The 14439-nt window shown below is 49.9% G+C and carries 13 protein-coding genes; 4 read left to right on the top strand and 9 right to left on the bottom strand.

Annotated features, from left to right (window positions below):
* Positions 1-19: 19 nt before the first annotated feature.
* From CCC32_RS02165 to CCC32_RS02130, 8 genes are all read right to left on the bottom strand, one after another.
* Complete coding sequence (locus CCC32_RS02165; protein WP_287071975.1) at positions 20-1024, bottom strand: serine/threonine protein kinase; 1005 nt, start codon at positions 1022-1024, stop codon at positions 20-22.
* 33 nt (positions 1025-1057) lie between these two features.
* Positions 1058-1624 (bottom strand): hypothetical protein, encoded by a 567-nt coding sequence (locus tag CCC32_RS02160; protein WP_044065803.1) that lies wholly within the window; start codon positions 1622-1624, stop codon positions 1058-1060.
* 2 nt (positions 1625-1626) lie between these two features.
* Positions 1627-3321: a leucine-rich repeat domain-containing protein gene (locus tag CCC32_RS02155; protein WP_287071973.1), complete on the bottom strand. Its 1695-nt coding sequence runs from the start codon at positions 3319-3321 to the stop codon at positions 1627-1629.
* Positions 3311-4297 carry a hypothetical protein gene (locus CCC32_RS02150; protein WP_287071971.1) on the bottom strand — a complete coding sequence of 329 codons (987 nt, stop codon included), beginning with the start codon at positions 4295-4297 and terminating at the stop codon, positions 3311-3313. Before CCC32_RS02150 ends, CCC32_RS02155 begins: the two co-directional genes overlap by 11 nt.
* A 106-nt stretch (positions 4298-4403) precedes the next feature.
* The gene (locus CCC32_RS02145) at positions 4404-5471 is read right to left on the bottom strand and encodes a L,D-transpeptidase Cds6 family protein (RefSeq protein ID WP_052485524.1); all 1068 of its coding nucleotides are present in this window, start codon (positions 5469-5471) and stop codon (positions 4404-4406) included.
* 17 nt (positions 5472-5488) lie between these two features.
* The gene (locus tag CCC32_RS02140) at positions 5489-6385 is read right to left on the bottom strand and encodes a fimbrillin family protein (protein WP_042519580.1); all 897 of its coding nucleotides are present in this window, start codon (positions 6383-6385) and stop codon (positions 5489-5491) included.
* Between the two features lie 29 nt (positions 6386-6414).
* Positions 6415-9951 carry a leucine-rich repeat protein gene (locus tag CCC32_RS02135; RefSeq protein WP_287071968.1) on the bottom strand — a complete coding sequence of 1179 codons (3537 nt, stop codon included), beginning with the start codon at positions 9949-9951 and terminating at the stop codon, positions 6415-6417.
* Positions 9952-9963: 12 nt separating this feature from the next.
* Positions 9964-10914 carry a fimbrillin family protein gene (locus CCC32_RS02130; protein ID WP_287071966.1) on the bottom strand — a complete coding sequence of 317 codons (951 nt, stop codon included), beginning with the start codon at positions 10912-10914 and terminating at the stop codon, positions 9964-9966.
* A 241-nt stretch (positions 10915-11155) separates the two neighbouring features.
* Here CCC32_RS02130 and CCC32_RS02125 point away from each other — a divergent pair, with 241 nt between their 5' ends.
* The 4 genes from CCC32_RS02125 to CCC32_RS02110 all read left to right on the top strand — a co-directional run bounded on the left by CCC32_RS02125 (position 11156) and on the right by CCC32_RS02110 (position 13590).
* Positions 11156-11722, top strand: a complete 567-nt coding sequence (locus CCC32_RS02125) for a hypothetical protein (protein WP_287071964.1) — start codon at positions 11156-11158, stop codon at positions 11720-11722.
* A 92-nt stretch (positions 11723-11814) separates the two neighbouring features.
* Positions 11815-12738, top strand: a complete 924-nt coding sequence (locus CCC32_RS02120; RefSeq protein WP_287071600.1) for an IS982 family transposase — start codon at positions 11815-11817, stop codon at positions 12736-12738.
* A 144-nt stretch (positions 12739-12882) separates the two neighbouring features.
* Positions 12883-13242, top strand: a complete 360-nt coding sequence (locus CCC32_RS02115) for a hypothetical protein (protein WP_287071962.1) — start codon at positions 12883-12885, stop codon at positions 13240-13242.
* A gap of 159 nt (positions 13243-13401) precedes the next feature.
* The gene (locus CCC32_RS02110; RefSeq protein WP_287071960.1) at positions 13402-13590 is read left to right on the top strand and encodes a hypothetical protein; all 189 of its coding nucleotides are present in this window, start codon (positions 13402-13404) and stop codon (positions 13588-13590) included.
* Positions 13591-13844: 254 nt separating this feature from the next.
* On the opposite strand, the gene CCC32_RS02105 is transcribed toward CCC32_RS02110, so the two are convergent.
* Entirely contained in the window at positions 13845-14165 is a 321-nt protein-coding gene (locus CCC32_RS02105) for a hypothetical protein (RefSeq protein ID WP_197069022.1), read from the bottom strand.
* Positions 14166-14439: the final 274 nt, after the last annotated feature.

Raw genomic sequence — 14439 nt, 5'->3', positions numbered from 1 at the left:
TGATTTGGGGTAATCCTCATCACCTGTCCCATAGATTATAGTCGATGACACTGTTGTCATCCTGGCGGTTAGCCTTGCAGCCGCTTGGCTGACTTACAGTGTCATTCTCTTTATCAGCATCTTGGCTGCGGATGAAGAGCGATACTGCGAGTATGCAGACAAGCGCTGCCACGAGGGCAATGAGGAAGGAGATGATGCGGAGGTCACGTTGACTCCTCATGAAGCGATTGCGCAAGGCTTCTATACTGTCGGGACGCTGCGAGGCATCCTTCACGGTGCATATCCGCGACATCCTGCGCAGTTTCTTGCTGCCCGCAGCCACTGCCATATCCTCCATCACCATACCGAGAGAATATATGTCAGCCCCGGGTTCGGCTACGGCACCCTCCAGAAGCTGCTCCGGGGCAAGGTATCTGTAAGTGCCTGCCGGCATCTTCAACACTCCGAAGAGGTCGCTGTCGGAAAGTCCGAAGTCTATTATCTTCACGTTCTTCCCCATGTGTGTCACCATGATGTTCGCCGGTTTTATGTCGCGGTGTACAATCTGCTTGCTGTGCATATAATCCAATGCGTCCATCATCTGCGACACTATTCTGAAGGCAAGTTCTGAGGAGAGTCTCTTTTCATCTATCAGCGTCTGCAGCGTGTCGCCGTCCACCTGTTCCATCACAATGGTATAGCCCATGCCGGCAAAGCGCTCCATGGCAAAGGTGCGGCAGATGTACGGATGTTCGAGTTGCAGACCGATTTCAAACTCTTTCACTATCGCCTGCTGATATATGGGAGTGAGGAGGAAATCCTCTTTCAGACATTTCAGCATGTAGCGTTTGCCATACCTCGTGGCTGCAAACAGGCGTGTAGGTCCGGAATTTGAAACATAACACTCCTGGATGTTGCCAAATCCCTTCTCTTCAGGCATAGGGTCGGCAGCCATCTCCTTGTCTATCGACTCGGTGAAGCCTGATGTGTAGTCGCAGTCCAGAGAACCTGCAGCGTCGGTTATTTGTTTTGAATCGTCTTGCATAATGTAATAATCCCATATCGGCAATCAGCCTGTTTATTTTTTCAGCTTCAATACGGTGAGTCCGCCGTTGCGGCCAGCCACGAAAGGCATGGTATGTTCGCCATTCCTGTCTATATACGGCAGCAGCAGCGGCTGTCCCTTGATGAAACATCCCGTGCAGAAGCGGTCGCCACTAAGCAGTTTGCTGTTTGCCGATGCCACCACCTCATATATGCTGTTTCCCATATAACGCAGAGTTATCAGTCGGTTGGGGCTCCACCCTATCATTATCTCCATGCCTACGGTCAGTTCTCCGCTCGTCAGCTGGTCTGCCATGAAGAAAGAGGAGTTGTATTTCGTGCTGCTCTTCAGCCAAAACACGAAAGCCTTGTAGTCGGCATGTCCGGCGTATTGCGCCAACAGGTCGAGAGTGGAAATCCTCGGCTTGTGGTCGTCAGCCACATATCCGTACAGGCGCTTCATGGTGGATGCCGAAATATTCTTTCCAGCCTTCTTTCTAAGATACAGTGAAAACTCTTCAAAGTCGGTCGTCGTACTCAGAGACTTTCCGTATTTCTCCTCAATGAGCAGTTTCAGTTCTTCTATTTCTGGTGTCGTCATAATCAGTCTGTAATGATGTTCTTGAATAATTTCCAACCGTCGCTCGCCTTGTAGATGTTCACCCTTCCCTTGGGCACATGCACACGGCAGGTTCCAAAGATGCCCGTTCCTTCGGTTGCAAAAGTCTTGGCATTGCATACCGGCGGCAGTTGGGCATCCACATATATGTCGGTGAGCGGACAGTCGGAGAAGGCATAGTCGGAAATCATCTCCGTCTTGCTGCCAAGGCGCACCACACGGAGCTGCTTGCAGCCCTGGAAGGTTGCAGTAGGCACCAAGCGCAGACCGCCCGGCATTTTCACCTCCTTCACCTTGCTGTCAATGAAGACGCCGGTACCAAGCGTGGTGATGTTGTCCGGAAACGTGAATATCTCTATGCTGCACTCCCTGAAGGCGTAGTTGCCGATGGATGTGACAGTAGGCGGCAATGTATAGCTTCCGCTCTTGCCCATCGGGAACCATACGATGCGTGTGGCATCGGCATTGAGCAGCACACCGTCCTTACCGATATAATGGGTGTTGGCTCCCGACACACTGATGCCCCGCAATGCCGAACAGCCGCTTGACGGCAATACGGATGCTGCCGATGCCGGTATGCTTATGTCTTCGAGAGCTGTGCAACGGGCAAAGGCATCCTTCTCTATCGTTGTAGTGCCAGTAGGCAAGGCTATCTTCACCAGACTTTCACAACCGGCGAACAACCCTTGTCCCACGACATTGTCTGAGGCATATCTCGAACCGTCGTAGGGGTCGCCTCCTGCAACTATCCTGGCGTCCGTCAGGTCTGCATCAGAAAGTCTGCCTGCCGTCGCTGCATCATTAAGTCCACGGCCCATCATCTCTCTCAGACAACGCAGGTCGTCGCCATTCAAAGATCCCGCTATTGAGAGTCTGGTATAGGTATACAGTCCCTTGCCCAACAACGAGCGCAGCTGTCCTGCCTCGCCGAGCATTACGGCATCACCCGTGGTGAATGTTATCGGTGTTCCTATGGTTTCGCCCATCCGGCTCTTGGCGTATGGCCATATCAGATACGTGGCATTACGATTGAGGTCGGAAATCAAGAGAGTCTGCCGTCCCTTGCCTTTCTGACAGTCTGTGAGCTGTACTCTCTGTCTGTCATCGGCAGCAGAGGAAAGGGCATACAGGCATCCGGTCTCCGTTATTGTCTCTCCGCCATCGTCGGTTATCTCATAACTGACAATCACGCTCATCGGTCCGTGGCTGACGATGCTTGCCTCGCTCACCGATGGCTTCTCGTTGGGCAGCGTGGTGAAGGTCATCGTGTTTCCCCTTACTGTCGTCCTTCCGTTGTAGCCCTCAAGCATATAATAGTAAGTGGTGGCAGGGATGAGTCCTGTGATTCGTGCCGTAGCCGACGGGGTGTTGCCGCCGGCAGCTGGTATCGTTTGACTCATCTCCTCCGTCATGCCGTATCTGAAACACAGCTGCGGCATCTCCGTCTCGCCTTCTACCATGGCAGAACCATTAAGCGTGGCTTCCGTACGTGTAATTTCTGTGGCTGGCAGCGTGGCGATGTGCGGCTCCAGATTGTCCGGTTTGTCGCTGGCACACGAGAAGAGGCAAGCGACAAGCAGCATGCAACAAAGAGCCGACAGCTGCTGACTGGCAATTCGCCACAAGGATATATGACGGGCGTTACGCCATATTATTGGTATGCATTTGTCATTTCTCATTCTTATCCCTCCATAGTTTTATACCCACACCAAGACTTCCCTGCCATTGCTTCCCGGCAATGGTGACGGCAGATGCCGACACGGCGATGCGACCGAACGACAGGAGCGCACCAGCCTCGCCTGCCACTCCCTTATGGGTAAGTCCGTTGTTCTGCATATATCCGCCGCCCTCGCTCTCTGCCAACTGCCATGCCACGGCACTGCGACCATATCCAATGCCCTCGAAGAGAGACAGGTTTCTGGTCAGACGGTGTACTGCTCCGGCGGTCACGGTGTAATGGCTTTTGGCAGTATTGCCGGAATAATATGGTTTCTCTGCTGCTCCACCTATGCTGCCGTCTTTTGAGCAACTGCCGCGAGTGGTGCCTATACTACCGAAATCGGTGCTGGCATGAACAAAGAATCCATGGCGACGCATCATGGCAAAGAAGACTCCATACGACAGTCCGTTGTCGTGGGCGCTGACGGTGGCAAGGGCATATAGGGACAAGGGCAATCTGGGTCTGGTCTTGGCCACGGTGACGGTATCTACTACTGTCCTCACCTGCACGATGGTGTCGTGGCGCTCCGTAACGATGGGCTTCGGCAGAGTCAGTTTCATCTCATAGGTCATGCGGCTCTCCAATGCCATCCCCAACTTATAGTCGCGAAGCACGCCCCAATCCGGATGCTTCAGCGTTATCATCTTGGTTCCCTTCGGCAGATAAAGCCATATCTCGCCCACCTCGTCCTTGCGCTTCACTATGCCCAAAGGTGTGGAAAAGGCAAAGTCAGCCGGAGCCTCAACCTTCACCAGGGCACAAGCCTCATCATTGAGGTCGCGCACGCTGTTAACAAAGGCACTCACGTCGTTGGGCAGGATACGGAAACTGCTCACCGAGAATTCTTGTGAGAGCGCACTGCCTGCACTAAGCAGCCATAAGCAGACGACAAAGAGCAGTCTGCCGGCATTGCCAAAGGATGATGTTCTTTTCATATATTATATATAGTGAACTCGTTATATTATTCTTCTTTATCCCGAACCGGTAAGCAAACCATTTGGGGAGGATATTCATAGTCCTGGATTTCTGCTGACGCATTTGTCACTGCAGATTGAAATCCTGTATGCTTATCACGTCAGCACCATCGGCAACAGTGGATGCCGGCTGCCAGGTGCGGACATGAATCACGGGCATCGACTTGTCTGTGAAGTCCCACAACAGGAACAGATACCCGTCGTCGCTGTAGCGGTCGCTGCTGTAGCGCTGCCGCAGCGTTACGCCATAGATGCCGTCCATCGTGGGATGGCGAAGGATGCGGAAACCGGAGAACTTCACGTCAATCTTACTGTTTGAGGCAAACACCTTGGTGAGGCGTGCCATATATTGCTGCTTGGAGTGGATGGCGTAGCTCACCCGTGGTTCTGCTATACACTTGCCGTCTGTCGTGGCTGTCTTCACCACATTGCCCACGATAATCAGTGCCTTGTCGCTGAACACCTGGCGCAGGAAATCAATGTCTTTTGTAGTGTATGCAGAGCGCAGATGCTCACAGTAGTTGAGTATCGTGTGGCGCCGCTTGGCATCCTGCTCCGTCAACTTGCCCTGCAATATCTTCGATGCCTCCTTGAAGAACGCATGATCTTTCGCTATGGTCTTCAGTGGCACTTGTGATATAGACAGGCTTCTCCGCCCTGCTCCCGACGGCTTTGAAGCACCTCCGCCGGACAAGGATCCGGATGCCTCGCCATACTCCTGTCGGGCAGAAGCCTCGTCGGAGGTGGCAAACCGTGCCGTAGTTCCTGTGGCAACCTGTTCCGGGATACTCGCCTTACCCTCGTCAAAGAAGGTCACGATGCCCTGGCGGTCGATATACCCTTCGCGCCTGGAGCCCTCTTCTCTGAAACGGAGCCTGCCGCCGCGATAGCGGGTATCGATGATGCAGCCACGCAGGGGCACTGCAAACACCACGTTTCCCCTGTCGTCCTCAACGACATATTTCTTTTCCTTTCCGGCAAATGTCTGTTCCACCAATTCCAGTCCCTCGCTCACGCCATACCTCGTCTCGCTCTGTGGCTTGCCTTCATCAGTGAGAGCAGGCAGCCACAACGCCGCGAGCCACAGACAGAGCAAGATGGCAAAGGCGGACAATATGCTGATAGTCTTCTTCATTTACGGTATAAGGTGTTTTATTGCCATTCCTTTATGTCCCCTCCTATCTCTATTCTTATATTGTCGGGATTGTTGGGGATAATCAGGTTCACGAGATGCTCCATGCCGGGTTTGAACTGGAACTTGCTTTCATACAGATAACTCATGTTGTGCATGACGACTTCGATGAGCGGCATGCGGTTCTCTATGCGCTGCGGCACGATGATGGCAGAATACAGGTAGTCGCCGTCGTGATGTGCAGTGATAGTCTGCCTTACAGCCTTCGCATTGCGTGTTGCCACCCCTGCCTGAAGGTCTATCGTTGCCTCCGGCACGGTGTTATGCACATATACGGTGGCGTTTACTGGCATCTCGCCCTCAAAGTCCTCACCTTTTATCAGCCTTATCGTGAGTTTGCTCATGATATGTCTGAAGATGAGGTTCACCGGTTCATCGGATGCCGCCACGCCCTTACATGAGGCATGGAGCAGGTCGCTCGCCTCATAACCACCGGGGGCTGTGGCTGTCTTCTCCGTGGTCTGGTCGAGACTGACGCTGAACGGCTGGTCTTCGATGCTGCTCAGACTGTTGATATATGGATAGTAGGCATACACATTGTATGTGCCATCGTCCCAATACAGTGTTCTGGCTGCCGTCCACCCGTTGCCGCTGAATGTCATTGCCTCGTTGTTCACCACGTTGCCACCCAGCTGCAGTGGCTTGTCTGCCTGTGTCACGAAGATGCCCACCTTGTCGCCTTCCTCAAAATCCGTTGCCGCAGCATCCACCTTCTGGGCGGGATGGCTCATCACCAGCTTCATCTCCATGTTTTCTGTATCTGTCGGCTCATCCGTAGGCAGGATGTCCTGGCTGCACGATGTCATCCCGGCTACGGTCAGCACCAATGCCATATATATAATAGTATGTATCTTCATCTTCTAATCAAAATTGTATCCAATGGTCATTATCTGTGTCTTCTCACCTTCGCCATACGCAGCGGACTGCCCCTGCGTATCACGGGTCTGTGCTGATAGGTGGTGGCAGACCGCTGCGATGCCCTACCCCATGCTGAAACCCTGGCTGGACTTTGCGCCACACCGACGTCACGCTTGTCGTGCTTCACGAAATCTTCAAACGAGAATGTCTCTCCGGCATATCGCTTTATCCTCTTCACGATGCTCTCGCGGCTTATCGTGTTGTAATATGGTATGTCGTTGTTCATACATGAGTTCTGCTCCGAACGGTAGACACCGCGGGAGTGCATGAAACCGCCTTCATACACGTCAACGATATCACTGTAGCGGCTGTCGCTTATGAGATGGCTCCACCCCACTCCATGTATCTTGCCCGACAGCGAGAGGTTGTCATACCATCCATAGCTCTTGGCGGTGTTCAGTTCGTCTACGTGGCCGCAGCAGCTGCATCCGCAAGCGTCGATGAAGGCGTTGTGACAGATGGCTTCCTCACCGAGTTTTCCGAAGCCATGACCGCCTGCCTCATGCTGCACCACGCCACGGGAGTCGAGAGGATAGCCGTAGGTGCTGAGCGGACAGAAGGAGATTGCCGACCCGTCTGCCCACATCTGCGTTATGCCGCCATAGTCGGTGGAGTTGGGCACTACGATGATGAGAGTCTGACAGAGGTTGTCTTTCGTAACGGTGGGTGCTCCCAGGGCGTAAGAGAATATCTCGTCGTATTCGGCTTTCAGTCCGGAGCCTCCCGTAAAGGTGGTGCCAAAACGGTTGTAGCGGATGGTATTCACCGAACCGATGCCCGACTCCGTAGACAGCGGCATGGCGGTGTAGACGTTGAAATACTGGCGGTAGGTTTTGTATGGCTCTATACCGAAGAAATATTCCATCTCCTGATTCATCACTTTCAGATATTCGCCAGAGGCAATTTCGTTGGCGTCATAACCGTCGCCAAGCAGTACGATGTTGATGCCACCACGGTTGCCGCGTGTCGCCTTCTGCAGCGTTACCCATTCGTCCTCGCCATACTGGTAGCCATACTGCGAAACGCTGCATTCGTGGGTGTAGTCCTTGTCTTTCAACCGGAACACCACCTTTCCGTCGCGCTTGCTGCCGGAGCTTTTCGCCGTTGCCTTGATGGTGATTGTAACATTAGTCTTCTTGTTGCCGCTCATTGGCGACACCTCACACCAGTCTGGCTTGCTTGCCACCTCCCATTCGCCCTCGGCATTGACGGTGATGGTCTGCTTATGCTCCGTACTGAGGGCGCAAGCTACAGAGGGGCTACATGTCAGTTCGTGGTGGGCGGCGATGCGCTTGAAGTCGCACCAGCCCTGAGCCGCCTGATAATGTGCTACGGCGGAAGACGGAACCTCAACGGTGAAATTTTCCTTTGAAACCCCATCAAAAGCACCGCTTTCCATACGGGGCGGCATAGTGCCACGGCATTCTATCGAACCGATGCCGAAACAGTTGTTGAATGCTCTCTGGCGTATCGTCTCCATAGACTCAGGAAATATGACACCCTCAAGCATCTTGCAACCTGTGAACGCATCTTCACCGATGCTCTCAATACCATCCGGGAGATTAAGTATGCCTGTGATGCGCCAGTTGTTGGCGAATGCGGAATTGCCAATATGTGTAACTTCCGATGGCAACTTCAGTTCACCGGAGAAATCATTGTTGCAGAAGGCATGGTCAGCGATTGCCTTCAGATTTCTGGGTAGACGCAATTCACCCTTGAAGTGACAGTTGTTAAAAGCTGTGCGGCCTATGTTTGTAGTTCCATCATGCAGGGTTAGCGTACCATTGAAGCCACATTCATTGAAAGCTTCGGCAGGAACTGTTGAAATACCTTGCGGTATCGTCAGTGAACCGGTAAGTCCGTGGCATCCTTGAAAAGCACAGACTCCGAGATGTTTCAGCTTCTCGGGCAGTCGTAGTTCTCCGTAAAGCCCAGAGCATCCTGAGAAACAATAGCCTCTGATCAATTCAAGATTGTTGGGCAATACGAGGTTTCCTGTCAGATTGTAGCAACCTTGGAACACTCCACCATAATAGTCAGTACTCTCATCAGCGGAATCGCTGTTCCAGTTATTGCCGAGTTTCTTTAAGGTAGATGGAAGAGAAAGCGTACCGTTCAGTCCGATGCAACCATTGAAAGCACCGCGTCTGATTTCCGTCACGCCCTCTGGTATGACAAGTGAACCTGTAAGATATCTGCAATCATAGAAAGCATTGCCACCGATAGCCCTCAAGTGGTCTGGCAAAATAATACGGTTGAGCGATTCGTTTCCGTCTCCTTCTCCCGAATAGAAAGCACTACCCGGTATCTGGTCGTCATATCCTTCTTCGCCCTCACCTGGTTTGCAAGAAGCCTTGATGCGCACTTCTTTCAGATTCAGGGCTGAGAGTCTCGGCATGTGGTCGCGCATGAAGTAGAAGTCCTCGGAGTTTATCTCGCCGGTAATCTTCAGGTTCTTCACTTTTTCATAGTCCTTGCCAATGGCTGCGATGGCGTCTTTCAGTTTGCCGGGAGTGGAATTCACCACGATATATTCCTTTGCCGTGGCGTTGTGGCTTACGAGGTCGCTTTCCCATTCGCTGATGCTCGCCGACACAAGCGTCAGCTTATACTGGCCGCTGACTTCCTGCTTGTCCACCTTGATACTGAAGTTCATCATATAGCCCGCCTTGTATTCAAAGGCAGCTGGCTTGGAGAATTTGAATGGCGTTCCGCCGATGGTGATGCTGAAGAGCGTCGTTCCGGCGGATACGGTCTGCGGCACCACGATGGCGCGCCACTCGTTGCCGGTGCGCGACGGTATCGTGGCTGTATTCTCCACATCGCCCGCCACGCTAACAGTGCCGTCGGCAAGGTTGATGCTTGCCTTGCGTGCCACATTTGGCACGAGCACTATCTTCTCCGTGTTTGCCCATTCCTCGGCGGTGAAGCCCGAACCTTGTACCAGTGTGACACGGGCGTTCGACATGCGGTGTGACAATGGCAGGCGTATCACACTGGTGGTAGGAGCCACATCGGCCACCTTTCCCCAAAGGAAGTCGCTTGCCTCGTAACCGCCCATCTCGCCATCGGCAGAAGGTTTGCTCTGGTCTTTCTGCACTTCAAACTGATAGTCGTCGATGCTCTCGGGAGCGGCAAACGGATAATATCCATATACGTCTATTGGCGTATGCTTGTCTTTCCAATACAGATCGTAGGCACCGGTCCACTTGTTTGCGGACTCGTCGAAGGTGTAGCGCACGTTGTCGCCACGGTTGCCGCTCGGTTTCAAGGTGCCGGGCTTGCCGCCCTCGTGGTCCACCACATACACGCCCATCATGTCGCCGTCGCAGAAGCCGCTGTCGTTCACTCTCATCACTGAGAGCTGCTCGATGTCTGCCGCCAGTCTGATATTGGCGCCATCGTTCTGCCCACCGTCCTCAAAGAGGCTGTCGCTGCAGCTGCTGAGCGTTGCCGCCACTATGGTGATGATATAGAAGATGATGTTCTTGCTTATCTTTTTCATATTTGTCTTTTTCTATTCCGGTTCAGCAACTCCTCCATAGTCGATGCCGTCGTCCTGCCATTTCACGATGCTGGCATTTATGCCGCTGTTTGTCTTGCCCAATGTCACTGTCAGCTGGTAGCTGTGTCCCTGCTCCAAGGCTTTTAGCTTAGGGTCCTTCGGCAGGTGGTAATCCGTACCGTCCACCGTCACCGTTATCAAGTAGCCGTCGTCCAGGGTCTGCGGCACTACGAGCGCCTTGTATCCGTCGTTGTCTTTCATCGGTATGACATAGCTCTTGTCGCCGGTGGCTGTCACGATGCCTGAAGCTATATTGGCGGCGGCCTGCGTCTTCACATCGTTTATCCTTACGCTGACATTTGCTTTCGCCAACGAGGCGGCGGTAAATCCCTTGCCGGCAGCCAGAGTGATGACGACCTGCGCCATCATGTGCTTGGCTCCGATGTTCACGGCTTCTTCGCTCGGCGCCACATCAAGGGTCTTGCCGATGAGCAGTTCGCTTGCCTTGTAGTCCGCCCCTGCACTTTGGTCTGTCTTCACGCTCCACGGCAGAGCCTCAACACTCGCTATCGTGGCGGTGTATGGATAATACATATAGAAGTCGGCATGCGTAATGTCGTCTTTCCAGTATTCCTGCACCGCTGAGGTCCAAGTGCCATGAAAGGTATACATGCTGTTGTCTATATAGTTGCCTTGGGTCTTCAGTCCGACCGCAGAACCGTCGGCATTGCGGTTTACCACAAACACGCCTATCCTGTCGCCCGTCTCGAAGGCATTGTCTAAGGCACGTGCCTCCGGCATGCTGCTGATGCGTATCGGCAACTGCTCCACCGGTTCGGGTGGCGGTGGCGGCGTGACAGGAACGTCGTCGACTCCGTTCTCTGACGAGCAGGCGCACAACATCACGGCACAAGCCGACATGATGATATGTTTCAGTGTAGAAGTATCTATGTAATTCACCATTCTTAGTTCTTTTCTTCTATAAGGGCATCACGCATCAAAACAGAAACGAGCCCTTCTTTTTCTTGCTTTTCGTTTTTTAAAGCGTAAAGGTAAACAATTTTTATGAATATTTCGGTTCTGCCCTCCACTTTTTATAATAATGAACTATTATTGACTTGACTGATATGTCAATATTTACTAATTTTGACGACAGAAAGTGTGAATGTTATAAAGCAAGTATAACAAAATAACTATCGGAATTATGAAAAAACTACCAATCCTATTATTGGCTGCATTACTGACGCTTTGTTCATGTAGCAAGAGTTATCAAGAGTTAGTCAACGAGAAAGTGGAACAATACAAGAAGGAGGGCAAAATCATCCTTAACAAATCCGATGACCCTACCGGCAAAGAACACTATATCGTGTTTGCCGATGCTAAACAACAGACTATCGGCGTGGACACGCTGGGAGAAGAGGCGCTGGTAATAAAGCTCGCTGACGTGAAAGAACAGGAAATCGGTCTCTCAGACGCTCAAGGCAGCGACACTTTTTCTATATATAGCACAAAGAGTGAACCGAAAGCGACAAGCATCCACGTCGTAGACAGCACTACTTTCAAGGACATCGGTTACAATAATGAAGAGGAAATGACAGTGGAGTGCTATAAAGACAAATATATCCTGATGACCAGCAATAAGGATGATTATGTCAGAAACAAGATTTTCTTCTTCAAACAGCCTTCCGTGATTTTCAATTCCTTTGACAATAAAATCGAAAAGGCTGATAATGGCGACCTGAACATCACTATAAACCTGAGTTCGGGATAAGAAAGTCTTTATAAAAGTTGGTAATCTCAATAATTTTTAGTACCTTTATGGTTGTAAATCAATTAGTTATAAAGTAAAAGGATACTATAGTTATGGAGATTACCAAGGACAAAATTACTGAAATTTTCTGTATTATCGATGATTTTTGCCAAGAATATGATAAAGAGATTGCCCGCATGTCCATTTGTGAGCCTGACGGGCGTAAGCACCGCAATCGGAAATGTACTATGAGCCGGTCGGAAATCATGACAATACTCATCTGCTTTCATTTCAATACTTTCCGCAACTTCAAGCATTATTACCTCTTTTATGTCAAGGTGCACCTGCACGACTTGTTCCCAAAGCAGCTCTCATATAACCGCTTTGTTGAACTCGAGTCCAGAGTCGCGGTTGAGATGATGCTGTTCCTCCAACTGTTTTGCTTTGGTAGATGCACGGGTATAAGTTTCATTGACAGTACATGCATTCCTGTATGCCACAACAAGCGTATAACAAGGAATAAGGTGTTCCGTGGTTATGCAGAAAGAGGCAAAAGCACCATGGGATGGTATTTCGGTTTCAAGTTACACCTGATATGCAATGAGAGAGGTGAACTGCTTAACTTTATGCTTACGAAAGCGAATGTTGACGATAGAAATACAGATGTTTTTAACAGATTGAGTGATAATGTGTTCGGAAAATTATTCGCAGACAAAGGATATATTTCGCATGGCTTGTTTGAGAGATTGTTTAACGACGGTATAGAAATTGTCACTGGCTTGAAATGCAATATGAAAAACAAGCTTATGCCATTGTATGACAAGATTCTGTTGCGTAAAAGATCTGTCATAGAAACCATCAATGACGAACTTAAGAATGTTGCACAACTTGTACATTCAAGACATCGTAGCGTGTTCAATTTCGTAATGAATGTCCTTTCTGTTTTGGCTGCGTATAGCTTCTTTGAAAAGAAGCCATCCATCAACATTGACTATTGCATAGAGAATGTTGACGGACAGCTTGCTGTTATAAAGTAAACTTCATTTGGACTTTACAATCCTTGCATTTTGCCATCCATATTGTTTGGAGGGCAAATGTAATATGCACCTATCGGAAATCTGGCATAGCAAGAAAAACGACTGTCGCTTATCCCGAACTCAGGTACTATAAAGTCTTCTGAGATGTTTGGAATGACAATGCTCGATCAGGAGTATGTACAAGCGATATTCCACGTAACCCTAAATAGCGACGGTTTCATAAAGAAGCAAGACGACAATGTGAATTTCGGTGGAATAATGATTCCGACAAGTGCCTACGGCAATGAGGAACAAATGGAACCATATCTCAACAGGATAGAAAACGACAGGGAGTCAAACTTTGACAGAGCATTGGAAAAAGAAAACGAATTCTTGGAGGAATGGCTTGTCAGCCACCCGGAGTACAGGAATTTGACTTTCTGTGAGCAGATTACAATATGTCACCAGGAGACCGGATTCAATTTCGACATCAACGGCAAAGCTTGCAGAGAAGCCGGACAATGATAGATGCCGGGCATACCGAAAGCAAAACGACCGCAAGTATTGGTTGACATTGCCGTTACAAAAGCCCGGCATCGTTCCATTTCGGAATACAGGTATGACTTAATATCTGAGGTTACACGTTTGCAAACAACCAATAGCAACTCAATAATCAACTGCGCCATGCTTCTTTCTCTTGGCTATATCAGTGAGGCTACAACCTATGCAGAATCATGTGGCGGTGATGGCTCGCCTGGCTCTGGTTGGGGACGTGACAAGGATGAAGACGATGATCATTGGTGGCGCAGGTGCATTGCAGTATCGGCTGCGATGATGCGACCTGCGAAGTATCGGATGCGACGTGGCAGATGATATAAACAAGTGACTCTTCAGATAAAATGTCATTACAATTTTATCTGAAGAATCACTTGTAAAGAACGACCGAAAATAGCCGAGAACGACCGCAATGACTGCAAGAACGACCGCAAGTATGACCGAAAATAGCCAAAAACGACCGAAATAACGACTTAAAACGACCGAAAATAGCCGAACAGATGTATGCAGTATCTTTGAAAAGGGCGGGTGACTTTGCATAAGTGGTGTGCAGAGCCTCTGATTGAATATCTTTAGCTCTTAAAATAGATGCCATAGCGTCCGTCTTTATAGCTCGTTCCAACTGCTTGTATCCTAACAGCTCTTTCTTTGAATAAATAGAAAAGTCTCTCTTCATTAGTTTTGCAGCGGTTCAAGATGAGTTGATGATTACTCCAACCTGTAAAAAAGAGAACACTTGGAATTTGTGCCAATTCTGTTGGCACAAATTCTTTAGGCATTATTTGTGCCATTTCAAATGGCACAAATCCTGTTGCGGCTGATGGCAATTCCATTTTTGTGAACTGAGCCAATTTTGTGCTTTGCATTAGCTCTTTAAATGATTCTGAACACATTAGAGTTTTCTTTTAAAAATACCATTCTTACCCGTTGGCGGAATTAATTTAAGTTGGTCGATATGAGCAAAAGTTGCCCATATCGCTGATTCTTAGTAAAACGAGAATTTCTGAAAAACTGTCAGATTGTCTGGTTTTTTGTCGTAATATTCTGGCAATCAGACAGTTGACTACCAGGCAATTGTCAGCCTATTGTCTGGATGGTTTGCTGATGAAAAGAGAATTGTCAGATGAAAAGAATTATCAGATGAAAGGAATTCAGACGACAGGAATT

The sequence above is a fragment of the Prevotella sp. LMAG:51 genome (assembly GCF_008680225.1).
GTDB lineage: Bacteria > Bacteroidota > Bacteroidia > Bacteroidales > Bacteroidaceae > Prevotella > Prevotella pectinovora.
This window is presented reverse-complemented; position numbering and strand designations above follow the sequence as displayed.